Here is a 19560-nt window from a genome sequence, read left to right as displayed (position 1 = left end):
CGCGGGCCGCGCCCGCCGCAACCCTGCCGTCTCTCCAAAAGCCCAGGTCACGAGCTCGACGACGAGTTCACGCAGACGAGGAGTTGGTCCCGGATGACCGCCCGACCGACCGCACACGAGCTGATCGCCAAGCACCGCCCCACCCTCGACCAGGCCCTTGAGGCGATCCGCACCCGCGCGTACTGGTCCCCCCACCCCGAGCACCCCAAGGCGTACGGCGAGCACGGCAGCCTGGACGCGGGCGCGGGCAAGGCCGCCTTCGACGCCCTCCTCGGCACCCGTCTCGACCTGGGCCAGCCCGGCACGGACGACTGGGTGGGCGGCGAGGTCTCGCCGTACGGCGTCGAGCTGGGCGTGAGCTACCCGCACCCCGACCTCGACGTACTGCTCCCCGCCATGCGCGCCGGGCAGGCCGCCTGGCGCGACGCGGGACCGGAGACACGCGCGGCGGTCTGTCTGGAGATCCTGAAGCGGATCAGCGACCGGACCCACGAGTTCGCGCACGCGGTCATGCACACCAGCGGGCAGGCGTTCATGATGGCGTTCCAGGCGGGCGGCCCGCACGCACAGGACCGCGGCCTGGAGGCGGTGGCGTACGCGTACGCGGAGCAGACCCGCACGCCCGGGACGGCCGAGTGGAGCAAGCCGCAGGGCAAGCGCGACCCGCTGACGCTGACCAAGAGCTTCACGCCGGTCCCGCGCGGCATCGCCCTGATGATCGGCTGCAACACCTTCCCGACGTGGAACGGCTATCCCGGCCTGTTCGCCTCCCTGGCGACCGGCAACGCGGTCCTGGTCAAGCCGCACCCGCGCGCGGTCCTGCCGCTCGCGCTCACCGTCCAGGTGGCCCGCGAGGTGCTGGCCGAGGCCGGGTTCGACCCCAACCTGGTCGCGCTGGCCGCCGAGCGGGCCGGTGAGGGCATCGCCAAGACCCTCGCCACCCGTCCCGAGATCCGCATCATCGACTACACCGGCTCCACCGCCTTCGGCGACTGGCTGGAGGCCAACGCCCGCCAGGCGCAGGTCTACACGGAGAAGGCCGGCGTCAACACGGTGATCGTGCAGTCCACCGACGACTACCAGGGCATGCTGGCGAACCTCGCCTTCTCGCTCTCCCTGTACAGCGGCCAGATGTGCACCACCCCGCAGAACCTGCTGATCCCGCGCGAGGGCATCAGCACCGACGAGGGCCACAGGTCCTTCGACGAGGTGACCGGCGACCTCGCCCGCGCGGTCGACGGCCTCCTCGGGGACGACGCCCGCGCGAACGCCCTGCTGGGCGCCATCGTGAACCCGGACGTGAAGGCCCGCCTGGAGGCCGCCGCCGACCTCGGCGAAGTCGCCCTGGCCTCCCGCGAGATCACCAACCCGGAGTTCCCGGACGCGGTGGTCCGCACCCCGGTGATCGTGAAGCTGGACGCCGCCAAGCCGGACGACGAGGCCGCCTACCTCGGCGAGTGCTTCGGCCCGGTGTCCTTCGCGGTGGCCGTCGACTCGGTCACCGACGCCGTGGACCTGCTGCGTCGCACCATCCGCGAGCAGGGCGCCATGACGGTCGGCGCCCACACCGTCGACCCGGAGGTCGCCCGGGCCGTCGAGGAGGTCTGCCTGGAGGAGCCCGCACAGCTCTCCCTGAACCTGACCGGCGGGGTGTACGTCAACCAGACCGCCGCCTTCTCCGACTTCCACGGCTCCGGCGGCAACCCGGCGGCGAACGCGGCCCTCACCGACGGCGCGTACGTGGCCAACCGCTTCCGCGTGGTGGAGGTCCGCAAGGAGGCGTAGCGCTCGGCTCAGGCGGTGCGCAGGCTCCAGTGGTACAGCGTCATGGCCACGCTGGTGGCCAGGTTGTAGCTGGAGACCTGCGGCCGCATGGGCAGCGCCAGCAGCCGGTCGGCGCGGGCCCGCAGCGGCGCCGAGAGCCCGCTGCGCTCCGAGCCGAAGGCCAGCACCGCGTCGTCGGGCAGCTCGACCCCCCGGATGTCGTCGCCCTCGGGGTCGAGGGCGAACAGCGGCCCGGCGGGCAGCTCGCCGACGCCGAGGCGCTCCACGGCGGTGGCGAAGTGCAGCCCCGCCCCGCCGCGCACCACGGTGGGGTGCCAGGGGTCGAGGGTGCCGGTGGTGACGACCCCGGTCGCGCCGAACCCGGCGGCCAGCCGGATCACCGCGCCCGCGTTGCCGAGGTTGCGCGGCTCGTCCAGCACCACCACGGGCGCGCTGCGCGGCCGGTGGGCCAGCGCCTTGAGGTTGGCCTCGCGGGACGGCCGTACGGCGAGCGCGGCCACGCCGGTCGGGTGCGGGCGGGGCACCAGGGAGGCGTAGACCTCCCGGGGCACCTCCGTCAGCAGCGCGTCCAGCGGGTCCCTGACGTCCCCGGCCAGTTCACCGGCGAGCGCCAGCGTGGCCTCCCGGTCGGTGGTGACCGCCACGGGCACCTCGGCCCCGAAGCGCAGCGCGTGCTTGAGGGCGTGAAAGCCGTCCAGCAGCACGGCGTCCCCGGCGCGCTCGCGCCAGCGGTTCAGGGGGTCGGTCATGCCCTGAACCCTACGTGCCCGGCGGTGGACTCCTCCGGGGCGCGGGGCGGGGGCACCCGGCCCGGCCCGCCGGGCCGTATCAGCCGTCCACGCGCGCGTGCCGCCCAGCCACCGAGGAGCAGCAGGAAGGCGGTCGGCAGGAAGACGGCGTCCGCCGTGATCATCGCCAGGGAGAAGAAGGGCAGTCCGAGGACGACGGCGATCACCGCGTGCTCGGTCATCATCAGCACCAGCAGGACGTTCTTCACCCGCCGGTTGAACAGGGTGAAGGGGAAGGCGACCTGCACCATGACCGTCCCGTAGGTCACGATCATCATCAGGACGCCGCTGGCGGACATCAGGTCGGCGAGGGCGGGCCAGGGGGAGAAGTAGTCCAGGTGCAGCGGGTAGTAGACGGCGGTGCCGTCCTGCCAGCGCGAGCCCTGGATCTTGTACCAGCCGGCCGTGGCGTAGATCAGGCACGCCTCCGCCATGATCACGACGAGACCGGCGTTGTGCAGCACGTTCGCCAGCACGTCGAGCAGCATCCGGGGCTGGGGCGACCGCGTCCACCGGCCCGCCGCCCACCACAGGCCGAGCCCGGCCCAGGCCGCCCACAGCAGCGCGGGCACCAGCCAGCCGCCGCTGAACCGGCCGGTCACCGCGGCCGTGAGCAGCACCGCGCCGGACAGCGTCCACAGCACCGGGCCCACCCGGTCGGCGGGGAGACGCTCCCCACGCGCGCGTGCCGCCTCCGTGCGCCCGGCCCGGCTGGCGTCCAGGGACCACACCTGGCCGCAGCGGGTGAACACCAGGTAGAAGGACATCAGGTGCAGCACGTTGTCGCCGCCGTCCCCCATGAACACGCTGCGGTTCTGGAGCGAGAGCACCCCCACCATGAACAGCGCGGCGGCGGTCCGGGTGCGCCAGCCGACCAGCAGCGCGGCACCGGCCAGGAGAGCGAGGAGGTAGCAGAGCTCGAACCAGAGCCGGCTGTCGGACCACATCAGCACGGTGAAGGCGTGGTTGTCGGCGATGAGCTGGTGGGCCAGGTTCCAGCTCCAGGGGCCGGCCGGCCCGTACAGCTCCTCGCGGTGGGGGAACTCGCGCAGCAGGAAGAGCAGCCAGGTCCCGGCGAACCCGATCCGGATCACGGCGCTCTGGTAAGGACCGAGGGCCGCGCCGGTGACGCGCTCGACGCCCCGGGCGAAGGTCTGGGAGAGCCGGTTCATCGGGCACCCGCCCCGGTCTCGTCACCGGTCACCGTCCACCAGGGCAGCTCGCGGTAGGCGGGACTGGTGGAGACCTTCTCCCGGCTCCACTCGGGCGGGGGCACGTTGACGGTGCGGGAGCGCACTTGCACGCGCTCGATGGTTCCGGCGCGGTCCAGGCCCTCGTCCCGCCGCAGGCGCAGCACCACTATCCGGCGCACGTACTGCTCGGAGAGCGCCCCGCGCACGCCCACGGGCCGGTTGTCGGTGCCGTGGGTGGTGCCGAGGAAGTCCCAGGCGCGGCGCAGCTCGTTCTGCTGGGTGTGGCTCGGCAGGAGGTTGCCGTCGATGGCGGCGCCGTCCTCGGCGGACAGGTCGGTCCAGCCGGTGGTGCGCAGGTCACCGCCTCCGACCCGGATCTGGGCGCGGACCTGTACGGCGACGTTCTGCTGCAGCGGGTTCGGCGCGAACAGCTTCCAGTTCTGCTCGAACTCCGGGTACACCCATCCCTCCACCGCCTTGGCGTGCCGCTTGCTCACGGTGTTGGCGGGGGCGAGGCTCAGGAACACCATCCCGAGGTGCACGGCGGTGACGGCCGCCACGGCCGCGAGCGCGCCGCCCGCGACGAGGCGGTAGCGGGGGGAGAGGGCCGCGAGGCCGGCGCGCCGCGCCTGGTCCGGAGCGCCGTCGCCCGCGGTGTCCTCACTTCCGGTGCCCGCCGGTCCGGCGCCTCCGGGCCCGGTGTCCTCGCCCGGTGTGCCGGGGCCGCCCGCGCGACGCGCCCCGGCCGGGCCGTCCGGCCCGTACTGGGCCTCCGGCTCCTCGTCGTACGCGTCCATCCCCGCCCCGTCCCGCTTCCGCTCCGGCATCGACGCGCCCGTGTGGCGGGCGCCCCCTGGTCCTCGGGCGCCTTTGCTTCCGCTTGGCACCCGCACGGAACGGTACTCAGCCCCACCCACCCCGCGCAGCCCCGGCCCCGGCCTTCGCCGCGCGGCCGCGGCCGCCGCACACCGGCCCGGCATCGCCCGCGACGCGGACTGGCCACGGCGGTTTCCACAGGCGCCCCACGGCGTTGTCCACAGCGGTTGACACCCGACGACGCCCCGGCACACCATTGACACGCACGAACCGAACGATCGGTCGGGGCGTGTTTCCGGCAGAGTCCTAGGTCAGGGGGACCGCATGGCCACAGCAGCCGCGCCTCGCACGGACCGCACACCCGCGGACGGCGCACCCGGCGCCACCGCGGACATCGCGGCGCACCAGCACGCCTTCGACACGGCGGTGGCCGCCGAGGAGCGCATCGAGCCACGCGACTGGATGCCGGACGCCTACCGTGCCACTCTCGTCCGTCAGATCGCCCAGCACGCCCACTCCGAGATCATCGGCATGCAGCCCGAGGCGAACTGGATCACCCGCGCCCCCAGCCTGCGCCGCAAGGCGATCCTGATGGCCAAGGTCCAGGACGAGGCGGGCCACGGCCTCTATCTCTACAGCGCGGCCGAGACCCTCGGCACCAGCCGCGAGGAGCTGCTCGACAAGCTGCACAGCGGCCGCCAGAAGTACTCCTCGATCTTCAACTACCCCACCCTGACCTGGGCCGACGTGGGCGCCATCGGCTGGCTGGTGGACGGCGCCGCCATCACCAACCAGGTCCCGCTGTGCCGCTGCTCCTACGGCCCGTACGCCCGCGCGATGGTCCGCATCTGCAAGGAGGAGTCCTTCCACCAGCGCCAGGGGTACGAGCTGCTGCTCGCCCTGAGCCAGGGCACCCCCGAGCAGCACGCCATGGCACAGGACGCGGTCGACCGCTGGTGGTGGCCCTCGCTGATGATGTTCGGGCCGCCCGACGACTCCTCCCAGCACTCGGCCCAGTCCATGGAGTGGAAGATCAAGCGCCACTCCAACGACGAGCTGCGCCAGCGCTTCGTCGACATCGCCGTCCCCCAGGCGAAGTCCCTCGGCCTCACCCTCCCCGACCCGGACCTGAAGTGGAACGAGGAGCGCGGGCACCACGACTTCGGCGCCATCGACTGGACCGAGTTCAAGGAAGTACTCAAGGGCAACGGCCCCTGCAACGAACAGCGCATCTCCCAGCGCCGCCGCGCACACGACGAGGGCGCCTGGGTCAGGGAAGCCGCAGCCGCCCACGCGGCCAAACACGCCGGGAACACCGGCCGGACAGGAGCGACGCGCGCATGACCCACACCGACTGGCCCCTGTGGGAGGTCTTCGTCCGCTCCCGCCGCGGTCTCTCCCACACCCACGCCGGCAGCCTGCACGCCCCCGACGCGGAGCTGGCCCTGCGCAACGCCCGTGACCTCTACACCCGGCGCGGCGAAGGCGTCTCCATCTGGGTCGTCCCGGCCACCGCGATCACCGCCTCCTCGCCCGACGAGAAGGACCCCTTCTTCGAGCCGTCCGCCGACAAGCCCTACCGGCACCCCACCTTCTACGAGATCCCGGAAGGGGTGAAGCACCTGTGACCGCCACCGTCCCCACCGCCGCGGCCCTCGCCCTCGGCGACGACGCCCTGGTGCTCTCCCACCGCCTCGGGGAGTGGGCCGGGCACGCCCCCGTGCTGGAGGAGGAGGTCGCTCTCGCCAACATCGCGCTCGACCTGCTCGGCCAGGCCCGCGTGCTGCTCTCCATGACGGGCGACGAGGACGAACTCGCCTACCTCCGCGAGGAACGCGCCTTCCGCAACCTCCAGTTGGTGGAACAGCCCAACGGCGACTTCGCCCACACCATCGCCCGGCAGCTCTACTTCTCCACCTACCAGCACCTTCTGTACTCCGAACTGGCTTCGCGGGAAGGCCCGTTCCAACCGCTCGCCGGCAAGGCCGTCAAAGAGGTGGCCTACCACCGCGACCACGCCGAGCAGTGGACCGTACGCCTCGGCGACGGCACCGATCTCAGCCATGACCGGATGAGCCGGGCCTGTGACGCGCTGTGGCGCTTCACCGGCGAGATGTTCCAGCCGATCCCCGGCGTGGAGGTCGACTGGGCCGCCCTGGAGGCGAGTTGGATCGCCTCCGTCACGGACGTGCTCGGGCGCGCCACCCTGACCGTGCCCGAGGGTCCCCGCACAGGCGCGTGGGCGGCGGGCGCGGGCCGGCAGGGCCTGCACACGGAGTCGTTCGGGCGGATGCTCGCCGAGATGCAGCACCTGCACCGCAGTCATCCGGGGGCGTCATGGTGACCGCCACCGCGCTGGAGACCGAGCTGCTGGAGCTGGCCGGCTCGGTGCCCGACCCCGAACTCCCCGTGCTCACCCTGCACGAGCTGGGCGTCGTACGCGCGGTCCACCTCACGGACACCGGCGCGGTCGAGGTCGACCTCACCCCGACCTACACCGGCTGCCCGGCGGTGGAGGCGATGAGCGCGGACATAGAGCAGGTCCTGCGCGCCCGCGGGATGCGCGAGGTCACCGTCCGCACGGTCCTCACCCCGGCCTGGTCCACGGACGACATCACCCCCGAGGGCCGCCGCAAGCTCCAGCAGTCCGGCATAGCTCCGCCGCGCACCCAGCGCCCCACGGGACCGGTCACCCTCACCCTGGGCCCGACCCGCACCGGGCACGCCGTAGAAGCTTCGACCGGGACGGCGCCGGAGGCCGTCCGCTGCCCCCACTGCGACTCCGCGGAGACCGAGCTGCTGAGCCGCTTCTCCTCCACGGCCTGCAAGGCCCTGCGCCGGTGCCTCGCCTGCCGTGAACCCTTCGACCACTTCAAGGAGTTGTGATGGCACGCTTCCACCGGCTCCGGGTGGCCGAGATCGACCGGCTGACCGACGACTCGGTCGCCGTCACCTTCGCCGTGCCGCCCGAGCTGCGCGAGGAGTACCGGCACAAGCCGGGCCAGCACCTCACCCTGCGCCGCCGCGTGGACGGCGGGGACATCCGCCGCACCTACTCGATCTGCTCCCCGGGCCCCGACCCGGCAGGGCCCGGCCCGAGCACGCTGCGGGTGGGGGTGCGCCTGGTCGACGGGGGCGCGTTCTCGACGTACGCGTTCAAGGAGATAGCGGCCGGGGACGAGCTGGAGGTGATGACCCCGGCCGGGCGCTTCACCCTGGACCCGGCGCCGGGTCTCTTCGCGGCCGTCGTCGGCGGCAGCGGCATCACCCCGGTGCTGTCGATCGCCGCCACACTGCTGTCCCGTGAGCCCGGAGCGCGGTTCTGTCTGATCCGGGCCGACCGTACGGCCGCCTCGACCATGTTCCTGGAGGACGTGGCCGACCTGAAGGACCGTTACCCCGAGCGGTTCCAGTTGGTCACGGTGCTCTCCCGCGAGGAACAGCAGGCGGGCCTGCCCTCCGGCCGCCTCGACCGGGACCGGCTCACCGGGCTGCTGCCCGCGCTGCTGCCGGTGGACCAGGTGAAGGGCTGGTTCCTGTGCGGCCCCTACGGCCTGGTGGAGGACGCCGAACGGGCCCTGCGCGGCCTCGGCGTCGACCGCTCCGGCATCCACCAGGAGATCTTCCACGTGGACGGCGGCACCGCCCCGGCCACCACGGCCCCGGCGGCCGCCCACAGCACGGTCACCGCACGTCTCGACGGCCGCGGCGGCAGCTGGCCGGCCCAGCAGGGCGAATCCGTCCTGGACACCGTCCTGCGCAACCGCCCCGACGCCCCCTACGCCTGCAAGGGCGGCGTCTGCGGCACCTGCCGCGCCTTCCTGGTCTCCGGCGAGGTCCGCATGGACCGCAACTTCGCCCTCGAACCCGAGGAGACCGAAGCCGGCTACGTCCTCGCCTGCCAGTCCCACCCCATGACGGAGAAGGTGGAGGTGGACTTCGACCGGTGAGCGGGCCGGGGGTCAGGCGTCGTGATGCGAGGCGGCGCCATCCCACCAGGCGCGCAGCCGGGCGGCCATCGACTCCGTGCCCATGAAGCGCGGATCGAGCCCGAAGTGGTGCGTCAGATCGTCGCGCAGGAATTTGTCGATCCGCAGCTGGTCCGCGCCGGTCCGGAGCAACAGGAACAGATGGCCGAGCATGCAGTCGTACTCGTCCTGCACGTCCTCGGCGACGTCGAGCGGGTCCCACTCGTTGAGCAGACGACGCAGGCCGTCCTCGGACGCCTCCGGCACGACCGTCACAGCCGGATCCCCGATCCTGGCAGCCCCTGCTAGATCACGACACCGGACTGCCCCGCGTCGGTGACCACCGGGCGCCCCGCGGCCTCCCAGTGCTTCATGCCGCCGTCGACGTTCACCGCGTCGACACCCTGCTGGACGAGGTACATGGTGACCTGGGCGGAGCGGCCGCCGGAGCGGCAGATGACGTTGACGCGACCGTCCTGGGGGGCGGCCTCGGTCAGCTCGCCGTAGCGGGCGACGAACTCGCTGATCGGGATGTGCAGCGCCCCCTCGGCATGACCGGCCTGCCACTCGTCGTCCTCGCGGACGTCCAGCAGGAAATCGCCGTCCTTGAGGTCCGTGACCTCGACCGTGGGCACACCAGCTCCGAAATTCATGCTCCCGACGCTACCCGAAGCGCCGCGTACGGCGCGGGGGCCTCACTCCTGCGTCAGCAGCGCCGCGAGGTCGGACTCGCGGCGGGCGATGTCTCCGTGCAGCCGCTCGGCGATCTCGGTGAGGAGGCTGTCGGGGTCGTCCGGGGCGAGTCGGAGCATGCCGGCGATGGCGCCGTTCTCCAGTTCGCGCGCGACCAGGGTGAGGAGTTCCTTGCGCTGGGCCAGCCACTCCAGGCGGGCGTACAGCTCGTCACTGGGGCTGGGCTGCCGCTCGGGCGGCACCGGGCCGGCGGCCCACTCCGCGGCGAGTTCCCGCAGCAGGGCCTCGTCACCGCGGGCGTAGGCCGCGTTGACGCGGGTGATGAACTCCTCACGGCGGATGCGCTCGGCGTTCTCCTGGGCGAGGTCGGGGTGGGCCTTGCGGGCGAGGTCGCGGTAGAGCTTGCGGACCTCCTCACTGGGCCGGACCCGCTCCGGCGGCCGCACCGGCTGGTCGGTCAGCATCGCGGTGGCCTCGGGGAACAGCCCCTGGCCGTCCATCCAGCCGTGCAGCAGTTCCTCGACACCGGGGATGGGTGACAGGTTGGCGCGGGCCTCGGCGGCGCGCCGGATGTCCTCGGGGTCCTGGGTACGGGCGGCCCGCGCCTCGGCGATCGAGGCGTCCAGCTCCTCGATGCGGGCGTAGAGCGGGCCGAGCCGCTGTTCGTGCAGCCGGGCGAAGTTCTCGACCTCGACGCGGAAGGTCTCCACGGCGATCTCGAAGTCGATCAGCGCCTGCTCGGCGACCCGGACGGCCTTTTCCAGCCGTTCCTCGGGCCGCGGCGACTGGGACTGCTCGGTCTGCTCAGCTTCCGGGGTCGTCACCCGACCAGCCTAGGCCACGCCCACAAGGCACTGCCGCGACGGAACGGAACGCCGGCCCCAACGCGCCTTCCCCGCCTAAGGACCCGTCTCCGGGCGACCGGCCGGAATCCACTCGGCCACCAGATCCCGGCACGCCACCACCAGCCGGCCGGGCCGGCAGGCCACCTCGTGCGTACAGCCACCCGGCAGCGGCAGGATCTCGTCCAGGATCACATCGCCCAGCGAGGCCGGATCGCACACGTCCAGCACGTCCGACTGGAAGTCGGACACCCCGGTGTAGCGCACCAGCAGGTCCTCCTCGTGCCGGAAGCGGTTGTGCCGGAAGCGGATCTCGACGTCGCCGTCGGCCGTGCGGCTCACCCGCGAGGGCAGCAGGTCGCGGACACAGCGCTTGGCCTCGGGGTCGTAGTGCGCCGGGTCGGTGGCGAAGGCACGGGCGCCGGGCGGCAGTCCGGCGGCGATGCCGGGCAGCCGGGCGAGATAGGGGCGGGGGTCGGCGAGCACGGGTTCCTCGCCGCCGCCCCCGCGCAGTTCGACGTACTTCATCTCACCACTCCGCGCGCTCTCTTCTCCACCACGGCGGCCGCCCCTCTCCTGCCGGCATCCCCGCTCACACCCCCGTCTCGGCCGCGATCCGTCCCGAGCGCACCGCCTCCACCAGTCGCGCGTGGTCGGCCTCGGTGAGGTCGGCGTAGGCGGTGGCGAAGTCGGCCACGGCGTCGTCCAGTGCCTCGTTCTTGCCGCAGTACCCGGCGATGAGGCGGGGGTCGGCACTGTGGGAGTGGGCGCGGGCCAGCAGGGCGCCGGTCATCCGGCCGTAGTCGTCCACCTGGTCCGGCGCGAGGGCGGCCGGGTCGACGCTGCCCTTGCGGTTGCGGAACTGCCGTACCTGATAGCCCCGTTCGTCGACGGTGGTCCAGCCCAGCAAGATGTCACTGACCACCTGCATCCGCTTCTGCCCCAGCACCACGCGCCGTCCCTCGTGCTCGGCGGGCGGCACTGGGAAGCCCGCGGTGGCCAGATGCGGGGCGAGCGCGGAGGGCCGGGCCTCCTTCACCTGGAGGACGAGCGGCTCACCGCGATGGTCGAGGAGCAGCACGACGTAGGACCGGGTGCCCACGCTGCCGGTGCCGACGACGCGGAAGGCGACGTCCTGCACCGCGTACCGCGCGAGCAGCGGCAGCCGGTCCGTGCCGAGCGTGGAGAGATACGGCTCCAGCGAGGCGGCGACGGCGGCGGCCTCGGCGTCCGGGACACGGCGCAGCACCGGGGGCGCGTCCACGAAGCGACGCCCGCCGTCATCGCACTCCTCGGTCGACCTGGCGGCGAACCGGCCGCTGGTGTTGGCCCGCGCCTTCACCGCGACCCGCTCCAGGGTGCCGAGCAGGTCGTGGGCGTCGGTGTGGGAGACCAGTTCCTCGTCCGCGATGGCGTTCCAGGCGTCCAGTGCGGGCAGCCCGGCCAGCAGCCGCATGGTGCGCCGGTACGCGCCGACGGCGTCCCGCGCGGCCGCGTGACAGGTGTCCTCGTCGGCCCCGGCCTCGCGCCCGGCCAGCACCAGGGACGCGGCGAGCCGCTTCAGGTCCCACTCCCAGGGGCCGTGCACCGTCTCGTCGAAGTCGTTGAGGTCGATGACCAGGCCACCGCGCGCGTCCCCGTACAGACCGAAGTTGGCCGCGTGGGCGTCCCCGCAGAGCTGGGTGCCTATGCCGGTCACCGGGGTGCGGGCCAGGTCGTACGCCATGAGGCCGGCCGAGCCGCGCAGGAAGGCGAAGGGGGAGGCGGCCATGCGGCCCACCCGTATCGGGGTCAGCTCGGGCAGGCGCCCCGCGTTGGACTCCTCGACCGCGGCCACCGCGTCCGGACGCGCGTCGTCCACCACGAGGACCCGGTGGGCGGCGCGGGGCACCTCGGCCCGCAGCGCCTTGCCCTGATGCTTGGCGGTACCGGCCGGCGGCCACTGCGCGAACCCCCGCAGCCTCGGCACCCTGCCCGCCGGCCTCACCTCGCCCGGCTCCACCCCGACTCCGGCCACCAGGACCGCCTCCCCCGCACCCCGAACGCCCCCGCACGAGCGTCTCGAACATCAACTCGTGCCGAAGGTACATGCGGTGGCCGAAACGCGTCAGACCCTGTGGACAACTCACCACTTGTGGACATCCACGGCGTCTGCAACACCACCGACCCGGCGCCCGCCCGTTCCCTCCGCCCTCCTCCGCATCTCCCGCAGCATCGTCACCGTCTCCTCCTGGAGATCCCGGCGACCGGACCACCAGGAGCCTGGCCCAGCGCCCTGCGCAGAAGAAGGCGCCCTGCGCACAAAGCCCCGCGCGCAAAAAAGGAGACTCACGGCCACAGCGCACGACAGGGCCACCCAGAAGGTTCGACCACGGGAACACCGAGCCCCAGCAGCGCCCGGCGCGCGGAGGCCGGGGTAAGGGGGGAGGATGCGCGCCCGACTCCCGCCGACCGCTTGCTCTCAGGAGACACCGGCCACACCGCTCGGCCACGGCAACCCCGAGGCCGCCCGGCGCACATGCCCCCGCCTCCGGGCACTCTTCGCCAACTCCGTTGAATGGAGCGCCGACGACGCCCCCGCCACCTGAGACCTTCCTCACAGAGGGCGGCATCCGGCTCCGCACTCCGCGCGACCCCGGAAACGCCGAAGTGGGCGGCATCTAAACGATGCCGCCCACTTGGGTGTTGTGCGCGAGGGGGGAGTTGAACCCCCACGCCCTTTCGGGCACTGGAACCTGAATCCAGCGCGTCTGCCTATTCCGCCACCCGCGCATTGGGTGCGTCTTCCGGTTCGGCCCTTGCGGGCTGGCCCCTTCCGACATGCAGAACATTAGCACGGCCCACGGGGTGGAATCACATCCCTTTCCCAGGGCCCCCACCAGGCCATCTGTCCCGCCGCGCCCGAGAACCGGCACCGCACGGGCGTCCCGCCGGGACCTCCCGCAACCCCCGCCCCTGTGGACAAAGCTGTTCAGGTATCAACCTCGTACCGGTCCCGGCCATCTCATCCACAGGGGGACCGGACCGGACGCCGGGTGCGGGACACTGGACCAGGACCACCTCTACGATCCTCCTCCGAAGGAGTTCGAAGGGGGTCCGCTGGGGGAACCGGCTGATTGCCGGGCGCGTAGATACGATCAGTGAGCAGTACCGGCGAGGCTGCCGCGCCGAGCACGGCACGGCAGAACGGCAGCGACGGAGGAGGTGCCCCATGGGAGTCCTGAAGAAATTCGAGCAGCGTCTCGAAGGTCTGGTCAACGGCACCTTCGCCAAGGTGTTCAAGTCCGAGGTCCAGCCGGTGGAGATCGCCGGCGCGCTCCAGCGGGAGTGCGACAACAACGCGACGATCTGGAACCGCGACCGGACCGTGGTGCCCAACGACTTCATCGTGGAGCTGAGCACGCCCGACCACGAGCGGCTCAGCCCCTACTCCGGGCAGCTCGGTGACGAGCTGGCCGGAATGGTGCGCGACTACGCCAAGCAGCAGCGCTACACCTTCATGGGGCCGATCAAGGTCACCCTGGAGAAGGCCCCCGACCTGGACACCGGTCTGTACCGGGTGCGCAGCCGCACCCTCGCCTCCTCCAGCAGCCAGGAGCCCCAGGCCCCGCACTCCGGCGGCCCGGGCCCCGCGGCACCCCAGTCCCCCCAGGGCGGATACGGCTACCCGCCCGCCGGAGCCCCCCCGATGCCGTCCGCGCCGCCCCCCGGCGCCCGGCCCGGCGGCTACGGCTACCCCCAGCCCGCCACCCAGCGCCCCGCCGCCGCTCCGATGGGCGGCGCCGCGACCCGGTACTGGATCGAGGTCAACGGCACCCGCCACCAGATCTCCCGCCCGACCCTGGTCATGGGCCGCAGCACCGAGGCGGACGTACGGATCGACGACCCCGGCGTCTCCCGCAGGCACTGCGAGATCCGCACCGGGACGCCCTCGACGATCCAGGACCTCGGGTCCACCAACGGCATCGTGGTGGACGGGCAGCACACCACCCGCGCTACGCTCCGCGACGGCTCGCGGATCGTCGTGGGCAGCACCACCGTTATCTATAGGCAAGCCGAAGGGTGAAGCGGGGGCAATGTCAGAGCTGACCCTCACGGTCATGCGGCTGGGTTTCCTGGCCGTACTGTGGCTGTTCGTGATCGTGGCCGTGCAGGTCATCCGCAGCGATCTGTTCGGTACGCGTGTCACACAGCGCGGAGCGCGCCGGGAGGCCCAGCGACCGCAGGCCGCCGCGCGGCAGCAGTCCGCGCCCCCGCAGCAGCGCGGCCAGCGCGGACAGCGGGCCCAGCAGAGCGGCGGAGGCCGCCAGCGGCGCAACGCGCCCAGCAAGCTCGTCGTCACCGAGGGCACCCTCGCCGGGACCACCGTGGCGCTCCAGGGCCAGACCATCACCCTGGGCCGCGCGCACGACTCCACGATCGTGCTGGACGACGACTACGCCTCCAGCCGGCATGCCAGGATCTACCCCGACCGCGACGGCCAGTGGATCGTGGAGGACCTCGGGTCCACCAACGGCACCTACCTGGACCGGTCCCGGCTGACGACCCCGACGCCGGTCCCGCTGGGTGGGGCGATCCGCATCGGCAAGACCGTCATCGAGCTGCGGAAGTAGTGCTACACCAATGAATGAGCGCGAGCGGAGCGAGCACGCGGCGGCGGATCGCAATCCGGTCCCCGGCGCGCTCCCGACCGGAGGGTGGGCAGTGTGGCTCGACACGACCGGCTGTACCCGGAGCCGACTGGCGAGGTGCGCATGAGCCTGTCACTGCGCTTCGCCGCCGGATCGCACAAGGGCATGATCCGGGAGGGCAACGAGGACTCCGGTTACGCCGGTCCGCGCCTGCTCGCCATCGCCGACGGCATGGGCGGCCAGGCCGCCGGTGAGGTCGCCTCCTCGGAGGTCATCTCCACCCTGGTCACGCTCGACGACGACGTGCCCGGCTCCGACATCCTCACCTCGCTCGGCACCGCCGTACGCCGCGCCAACGAACAACTGCGCTCCATGGTCGAGGAGGACCCCCAGCTCGAAGGCATGGGGACCACCCTCACCGCGCTGCTGTGGACCGGCCAGCGGCTCGGCCTCGTGCACGTCGGCGACTCGCGCGCCTACCTGCTGCGCGACGGCATGCTCAGCCAGATCACCCAGGACCACACCTGGGTGCAGCGCCTGGTCGACGAGGGCCGGATCACCGAGGAGGAGGCCGGCGCCCACCCGCAGCGCGCCCTGCTGATGCGCGCCCTCGGCAGCGGCGACCACGTCGAGCCCGACCTCTCCATCCGCGAGGTCCGCGCCGGCGACCGCTACCTGATCTGCTCCGACGGGCTCTCCGGCGTCGTCTCCCACCAGACGATGGAGGAGGCGCTCGCCAGCTACCAAGGCCCGCAGGAGACCGTGCAGGAGCTGATCCAGCTCGCGCTGCGCGGCGGCGGCCCCGACAACATCACGGTGATCGTCGCCGACGTGCTCGACCTGGAGACCGGCGACACCCTCGCCGGGCAGCTCTCCGACACCCCGGTCGTGGTCGGCGCCGTCGCCGAGAACCAGCACCACCTGAACCACGACAACGGCATCATGCAGACCCCGGCGGGCCGCGCCTCGCACCTCGGCCGCCAGGGCCGCAGGCAGTCCGGCGGCGGCCGGCACGGCGGGCCCTCCGGTGACACCGAGGAATACGCCCCCGAGGGCAGCTTCGGCGAGTACTCCGAGGAGGACTTCACCAAGCCCCGCAAGGGCCGGCGCTGGCTGAAGCGTTCCCTCTGGAGCGCGCTGGCCCTCGCGGTCATCGGCGGCGCGGTCTACGGCGGCTGGCGCTGGACCCAGACCCAGTACTACGTCGGGGTCAACGGCGAGCACGTCGCCCTCTACCGGGGCATCAGCCAGGACCTCGCCTGGGTGTCGCTGTCCAAGGTCGAGCAGGACCACCCCGAGATCGAACTCAAGTACCTGCCGTCGTACCAGCAGAAGCAGGTCAAGAACACGATCGTGGTGGCGGGCGGTCTGTCCCAGGCCCGTTCCAAGGTGCAGGCGCTCTCCGTGCAGGCGTCCGCCTGCCGCAAGGAGGCCGAGCGCACCGCCACCGAGCGCGAGCAGCAGAACTCCAAGACGGGCCAGGGCGCGACCGGCGGCACCACCGGTGCCACCAAGACCGCCTTCACCAAGGCCAGCCCCTCGCCGGACCCCTCGGCCTCCGGGTCGAAGTCGCAGGCGTCGCCCTCGAAGTCCCCGACCGCGTCCGCCACTCCCCGGCCCGGCCCCAGCCTCTCCGAGGATGAGCAGAAGGTCGCCGATCAGTGCGGCAAGCAGTAGGCAAGCCGTGAGAGGCCCCGTCACACGATGAGCAGTACTACCAACACGCCGACGCACCACACGTCCACGATCGGCTCGATCGGTGCGCCGAGCCGCCGCAACACCGAGCTGGCCCTGCTGATCTTCGCCGTGGCCATCCCGGTGTTCGCCTACGCCAACGTGGGCCTGGCCCTCAACGACCAGGTCCCCGCGGGCCTGCTCGGCTACGGCCTGGGCCTCGGCCTGCTGGCGGGCGTCGCCCACCTCGCGGTGCGCAAGTTCGCGCCGTACGCCGATCCGCTGCTGCTGCCCCTGGCCACCCTGCTCAACGGGCTCGGTCTGGTGGCGATCTGGCGCCTGGACCAGTCCAAGCGGCTCCAGGCCATGCACGCGGCCGGCGACAAGGCGACCAACCAGCTGATCTACACGGCCCTGGGCATCGCGCTCTTCGTGGTCGTGCTGATCTTCCTCAAGGACCACCGCACGCTCCAGCGCTACACCTACATCTCCATGGTGGTCGCGCTGTTCCTGCTGCTGCTGCCCCTGGTCCCCGGTCTCGGCGCGGACGTCTACGGCGCCAAGATCTGGATCCAGATCGGCAGCTTCACCATCCAGCCCGGTGAGTTCGCCAAGATCGTGCTCGCGGTCTTCTTCGCCGGCTATCTGATGGTCAAGCGGGACGCGCTCGCGCTGGCCAGCCGCCGCTTCATGGGTCTCTACCTGCCGCGCGGCCGCGACCTCGGCCCGATCCTGGTCGTCTGGTTCATCTCGATCCTGATCCTGGTCTTCGAGACCGACCTCGGTACCTCCCTGCTGTTCTTCGGCATGTTCGTGATCATGCTGTACGTGGCCACCGAGCGGACCAGCTGGATCGTCTTCGGTCTGCTGATGTCGGCGGCCGGCGCGGTCGGCGTCGCCAGCTTCGAGCCGCACGTCCAGACCCGTGTCCAGGCGTGGCTCGACCCGATGGGCGAGTTCAAGGCCAGCCGGTCCGGCATCCAGGACGGCCTCCTCCACTCCGAGCAGGCCATGCAGGCGCTGTGGGCGTTCGGCTCCGGCGGCACTCTCGGCACCGGCTGGGGCCAGGGCCACTCCGAACTGATCGGCTTCGCCGCCAACTCCGACTTCATCCTCGCCACCTACGGCGAGGAGCTGGGTCTCGCCGGCATCATGGCGATCCTGCTGATCTACGGCCTGGTCGCCGAGCGTGGTGTGCGTACCGCGCTGGCCGCCCGCGACCCGTTCGGCAAGCTGCTCGCCATCGGCCTCTCCGGCGCGTTCGCCCTCCAGGTGTTCGTCGTCGCCGGCGGTGTGATGGGCCTCATCCCGCTGACCGGTATGACGATGCCCTTCCTCGCGTACGGCGGTTCGTCCGTCATCGCCAACTGGGCGCTCATCGGCATCCTGATCCGCATCAGCGACACCGCCCGGCGCCCGGCGCCCACCCCGGCCGCCAACCCCGACGCCGAGATGACGCAGATCGTGCGGCCCGGCACCTCCGGGCCCGACCCGCAGTGAGCACGGCGGGCGGCGGGACCGTACCTCAGGGCGGGTCCCGCCGGGCCTCAGGAGCGTCCGCGTCCACAGGCAGTGCCCCTAGACTGTGGGCGGCCATGGACGGGGGCCAGCCCCAGCGACACCGAGAGACCGAAGCGACAGGCGCCCCTGTCAGCTCGTGGAAAGGCCGGACGTGAACAAGCCCCTGCGCCGCATCGCCATCTTCTGCGGACTGCTCGTGCTGGCCCTGCTGATCCGCGACAACTGGCTCCAGTACGTCCAGGCCGACAAGCTCCGCACCGCGAGCGACAACCGCCGCGTCGCCATCGAGCGCTACGCGGCCCCGCGCGGCGACATCATCGTGGACGGGGAGCCGATAACCGGTTCGGTGGAGACCAAGGCCGGCGACTACAAGTACAAGCGCACGTACAAGAACGGGCCCATGTGGGCGCCGGTCACCGGCTACTCCTCCCAGGCGTTCGACAGCACCCAGCTCGAGAAGCTCAACGACGGCATCCTCACCGGCAACGACGACCGGCTGTTCTTCCGCAACACCCTGGACATGCTGACCGGCAAGCCCAAGCAGGGCGGCAACGTCGTCACCACGCTCAACTCCGCGGCGCAGAAGGCCGCGTACTCCGGGCTGAAGAACCAGGGCGGCAAGGGCGCGGTCGTCGCGCTGGAGCCCTCCACCGGCAAGATCCTCGCGCTGGCCTCGTACCCCTCGTACGACCCGTCGTCCTTCGCGGGTTCCCGGGACAGCGACGCGGCGGCCTGGTCGAAGCTGCAGAAGAAGAGCGACGCCTCCGACCCGATGCTCAACCGGGCGCTGCGCGAGACCTACCCGCCCGGCTCGACCTTCAAGGTGGTCACCGCCGCCGCGGCGCTGGAGAGCGGCAAGTACTCCTCGGCCGACCAGAAGACCGACAGCCCGCTGCCCTGGGTGATGCCCGGTACGCAGACCGAGCTGAAGAACGAGGGCAACATCCCCTGCAAGGACGCGACGATGCGGGTCGCGCTCCAGTACTCCTGCAACACCGTCTTCGGCAAGATCGGCGCCGACCTCGGCAACGAGAAGATGCTGGAGGAGGCGAAGAAGTTCGGCTTCGACTCCGAGCAGTTCACGCCGATCCGCGCCAACGCCTCGGTGTTCTCCAAGGACATGAACGACTCGCAGACCGCGCTGTCCTCCATCGGCCAGTTCAACACCGCCGCCACCCCGCTCCAGATGGCCATGGTGGCCTCCGCGGTGGCCAACGACGGCAAGCTGATGAAGCCGTACATGGTCGACTCGCTGCAGTCCTCCAACCTGGACCCGGTGGAGAAGAGCGAGCCGCAGGAGATGAGCCAGCCGCTCTCGCCGGGCAACGCGCAGATCCTCCAGTCGATGATGGAGACCGTCGTCAAGGACGGCACCGGTAAGAACGCGCAGATCAACGGCGTGACGGTGGGCGGCAAGACGGGTACCGCGCAGCACGGCGTGGAGAACAGCGAGAACCCCTACGCGTGGTTCCTCTCCTACGCCAAGCTGGCCGACCACAGCTCGCCGGTGGCCGTCGCCGTGGTCATCGAGGACGACAACGCGGTCCGCGACGACATCTCCGGCGGTGGCCTGGCCGCCCCGATCGCGAAGAACGTCATGGAGGCGGTCATCAACGCCAAGAAGTGAACCCGCTCACGTGCCCTTCACA

General features: G+C 71.8%; 19 protein-coding genes and 1 tRNA gene. 11 read left to right on the top strand and 9 right to left on the bottom strand.

Annotated features, from left to right (window positions below):
- Positions 1-93 precede the first annotated feature (93 nt).
- Positions 94-1785, top strand: a complete 1692-nt coding sequence (paaN, locus tag EV284_RS25060) for a phenylacetic acid degradation protein PaaN (RefSeq protein WP_130337928.1) — start codon at positions 94-96, stop codon at positions 1783-1785.
- Between the two features lie 8 nt (positions 1786-1793).
- On the opposite strand, the gene EV284_RS25055 is transcribed toward paaN, so the two are convergent.
- The 3 genes from EV284_RS25055 to EV284_RS25045 are packed head-to-tail and all read right to left on the bottom strand — an operon-like array spanning position 1794 to position 4563.
- Positions 1794-2534 carry a TrmH family RNA methyltransferase gene (locus tag EV284_RS25055; RefSeq protein WP_130337926.1) on the bottom strand — a complete coding sequence of 247 codons (741 nt, stop codon included), beginning with the start codon at positions 2532-2534 and terminating at the stop codon, positions 1794-1796.
- Complete coding sequence (locus EV284_RS25050; RefSeq protein WP_130337924.1) at positions 2531-3745, bottom strand: HTTM domain-containing protein; 1215 nt, start codon at positions 3743-3745, stop codon at positions 2531-2533. Before EV284_RS25050 ends, EV284_RS25055 begins: the two co-directional genes overlap by 4 nt.
- Positions 3742-4563 (bottom strand): DUF5819 family protein, encoded by an 822-nt coding sequence (locus EV284_RS25045; RefSeq protein WP_130338439.1) that lies wholly within the window; start codon positions 4561-4563, stop codon positions 3742-3744. Before EV284_RS25045 ends, EV284_RS25050 begins: the two co-directional genes overlap by 4 nt.
- 343 nt (positions 4564-4906) lie before the next feature.
- On the opposite strand from EV284_RS25045, the gene paaA reads away from it, so the two are divergent.
- Genes paaA through paaE form a run of 5 tightly spaced genes read left to right on the top strand, consistent with a single transcriptional unit; the run spans position 4907 to position 8532 of the window.
- Positions 4907-5926, top strand: a complete 1020-nt coding sequence (gene paaA, locus EV284_RS25040) for a 1,2-phenylacetyl-CoA epoxidase subunit PaaA (RefSeq protein ID WP_130337922.1) — start codon at positions 4907-4909, stop codon at positions 5924-5926.
- On the top strand, positions 5923-6210 hold the full coding sequence (paaB, locus tag EV284_RS25035) for a 1,2-phenylacetyl-CoA epoxidase subunit PaaB (RefSeq protein ID WP_130337920.1): 288 nt from the start codon (positions 5923-5925) through the stop codon (positions 6208-6210). The genes paaA and paaB overlap by 4 nt, the downstream gene beginning before the upstream one ends.
- Positions 6207-6926: a 1,2-phenylacetyl-CoA epoxidase subunit PaaC gene (gene paaC, locus EV284_RS25030; protein ID WP_130337918.1), complete on the top strand. Its 720-nt coding sequence runs from the start codon at positions 6207-6209 to the stop codon at positions 6924-6926. The genes paaB and paaC overlap by 4 nt, the downstream gene beginning before the upstream one ends.
- A complete protein-coding gene (paaD, locus tag EV284_RS25025) occupies positions 6920-7468 on the top strand; it encodes a 1,2-phenylacetyl-CoA epoxidase subunit PaaD (protein ID WP_130337916.1) in 549 nt (182 codons plus the stop codon). The genes paaC and paaD overlap by 7 nt, the downstream gene beginning before the upstream one ends.
- On the top strand, positions 7468-8532 hold the full coding sequence (gene paaE / locus EV284_RS25020) for a 1,2-phenylacetyl-CoA epoxidase subunit PaaE (RefSeq protein WP_130337914.1): 1065 nt from the start codon (positions 7468-7470) through the stop codon (positions 8530-8532). The genes paaD and paaE overlap by 1 nt, the downstream gene beginning before the upstream one ends.
- A gap of 12 nt (positions 8533-8544) precedes the next feature.
- Here the strand turns inward: paaE and EV284_RS25015 are convergent, their stop codons facing one another.
- The 6 genes from EV284_RS25015 to EV284_RS24990 form a co-directional block, all read right to left on the bottom strand.
- Positions 8545-8826, bottom strand: a complete 282-nt coding sequence (locus tag EV284_RS25015) for a hypothetical protein (protein ID WP_130337912.1) — start codon at positions 8824-8826, stop codon at positions 8545-8547.
- 29 nt (positions 8827-8855) lie between these two features.
- Positions 8856-9185: a rhodanese-like domain-containing protein gene (locus EV284_RS25010; protein ID WP_130338437.1), complete on the bottom strand. Its 330-nt coding sequence runs from the start codon at positions 9183-9185 to the stop codon at positions 8856-8858.
- A gap of 60 nt (positions 9186-9245) precedes the next feature.
- The gene (locus tag EV284_RS25005) at positions 9246-10067 is read right to left on the bottom strand and encodes a J domain-containing protein (RefSeq protein ID WP_130337910.1); all 822 of its coding nucleotides are present in this window, start codon (positions 10065-10067) and stop codon (positions 9246-9248) included.
- A gap of 75 nt (positions 10068-10142) precedes the next feature.
- Complete coding sequence (locus EV284_RS25000; RefSeq protein ID WP_130337908.1) at positions 10143-10613, bottom strand: hypothetical protein; 471 nt, start codon at positions 10611-10613, stop codon at positions 10143-10145.
- Positions 10614-10677: 64 nt separating this feature from the next.
- Positions 10678-12102, bottom strand: a complete 1425-nt coding sequence (locus EV284_RS24995) for a DUF2252 domain-containing protein (RefSeq protein ID WP_347402204.1) — start codon at positions 12100-12102, stop codon at positions 10678-10680.
- A 671-nt stretch (positions 12103-12773) separates the two neighbouring features.
- Positions 12774-12857 (bottom strand) — tRNA-Leu (locus tag EV284_RS24990).
- Positions 12858-13296: 439 nt separating this feature from the next.
- Here EV284_RS24990 and EV284_RS24985 point away from each other — a divergent pair.
- The 5 genes from EV284_RS24985 (at position 13297) to EV284_RS24965 (ending at position 19538) form a co-directional block, all read left to right on the top strand.
- Positions 13297-14151: a DUF3662 and FHA domain-containing protein gene (locus tag EV284_RS24985; protein WP_130337904.1), complete on the top strand. Its 855-nt coding sequence runs from the start codon at positions 13297-13299 to the stop codon at positions 14149-14151.
- A gap of 10 nt (positions 14152-14161) precedes the next feature.
- Positions 14162-14698 carry an FHA domain-containing protein gene (locus EV284_RS24980; protein WP_086693586.1) on the top strand — a complete coding sequence of 179 codons (537 nt, stop codon included), beginning with the start codon at positions 14162-14164 and terminating at the stop codon, positions 14696-14698.
- A gap of 141 nt (positions 14699-14839) precedes the next feature.
- Complete coding sequence (locus EV284_RS24975; protein ID WP_207229129.1) at positions 14840-16393, top strand: Stp1/IreP family PP2C-type Ser/Thr phosphatase; 1554 nt, start codon at positions 14840-14842, stop codon at positions 16391-16393.
- Between the two features lie 27 nt (positions 16394-16420).
- Positions 16421-17890, top strand: a complete 1470-nt coding sequence (locus EV284_RS24970) for an FtsW/RodA/SpoVE family cell cycle protein (RefSeq protein ID WP_130337902.1) — start codon at positions 16421-16423, stop codon at positions 17888-17890.
- Positions 17891-18062: 172 nt separating this feature from the next.
- On the top strand, positions 18063-19538 hold the full coding sequence (locus EV284_RS24965) for a penicillin-binding protein 2 (RefSeq protein WP_130337900.1): 1476 nt from the start codon (positions 18063-18065) through the stop codon (positions 19536-19538).
- Positions 19539-19560: the final 22 nt, after the last annotated feature.

Origin of the sequence: Streptomyces sp. BK022 (genome assembly GCF_004217355.1) — a bacterium.
Classification (GTDB): domain Bacteria; phylum Actinomycetota; class Actinomycetes; order Streptomycetales; family Streptomycetaceae; genus Streptomyces; species Streptomyces griseoluteus.
This window is presented reverse-complemented; position numbering and strand designations above follow the sequence as displayed.

What these genes read in the sequence shown, in the direction of transcription:
- EV284_RS25000 (WP_130337908.1), bottom strand. Translation starts at nt 10,613, where the DNA reads ATGAAGTACGTCGAACTGCGCGGGGGCGGCGGCGAGGAACCCGTGCTC.
- paaD (WP_130337916.1), top strand. Translation starts at nt 6,920, where the DNA reads ATGGTGACCGCCACCGCGCTGGAGACCGAGCTGCTGGAGCTGGCCGGC.
- paaA (WP_130337922.1), top strand. Translation starts at nt 4,907, where the DNA reads ATGGCCACAGCAGCCGCGCCTCGCACGGACCGCACACCCGCGGACGGC.
- EV284_RS25050 (WP_130337924.1), bottom strand. Translation starts at nt 3,745, where the DNA reads ATGAACCGGCTCTCCCAGACCTTCGCCCGGGGCGTCGAGCGCGTCACC.
- EV284_RS25045 (WP_130338439.1), bottom strand. Translation starts at nt 4,563, where the DNA reads ATGGACGCGTACGACGAGGAGCCGGAGGCCCAGTACGGGCCGGACGGC.
- EV284_RS25055 (WP_130337926.1), bottom strand. Translation starts at nt 2,534, where the DNA reads ATGACCGACCCCCTGAACCGCTGGCGCGAGCGCGCCGGGGACGCCGTG.
- paaE (WP_130337914.1), top strand. Translation starts at nt 7,468, where the DNA reads ATGGCACGCTTCCACCGGCTCCGGGTGGCCGAGATCGACCGGCTGACC.
- paaB (WP_130337920.1), top strand. Translation starts at nt 5,923, where the DNA reads ATGACCCACACCGACTGGCCCCTGTGGGAGGTCTTCGTCCGCTCCCGC.
- EV284_RS24980 (WP_086693586.1), top strand. Translation starts at nt 14,162, where the DNA reads ATGTCAGAGCTGACCCTCACGGTCATGCGGCTGGGTTTCCTGGCCGTA.
- EV284_RS24975 (WP_207229129.1), top strand. Translation starts at nt 14,840, where the DNA reads ATGAGCCTGTCACTGCGCTTCGCCGCCGGATCGCACAAGGGCATGATC.
- paaN (WP_130337928.1), top strand. Translation starts at nt 94, where the DNA reads ATGACCGCCCGACCGACCGCACACGAGCTGATCGCCAAGCACCGCCCC.
- EV284_RS24970 (WP_130337902.1), top strand. Translation starts at nt 16,421, where the DNA reads ATGAGCAGTACTACCAACACGCCGACGCACCACACGTCCACGATCGGC.
- EV284_RS24985 (WP_130337904.1), top strand. Translation starts at nt 13,297, where the DNA reads ATGGGAGTCCTGAAGAAATTCGAGCAGCGTCTCGAAGGTCTGGTCAAC.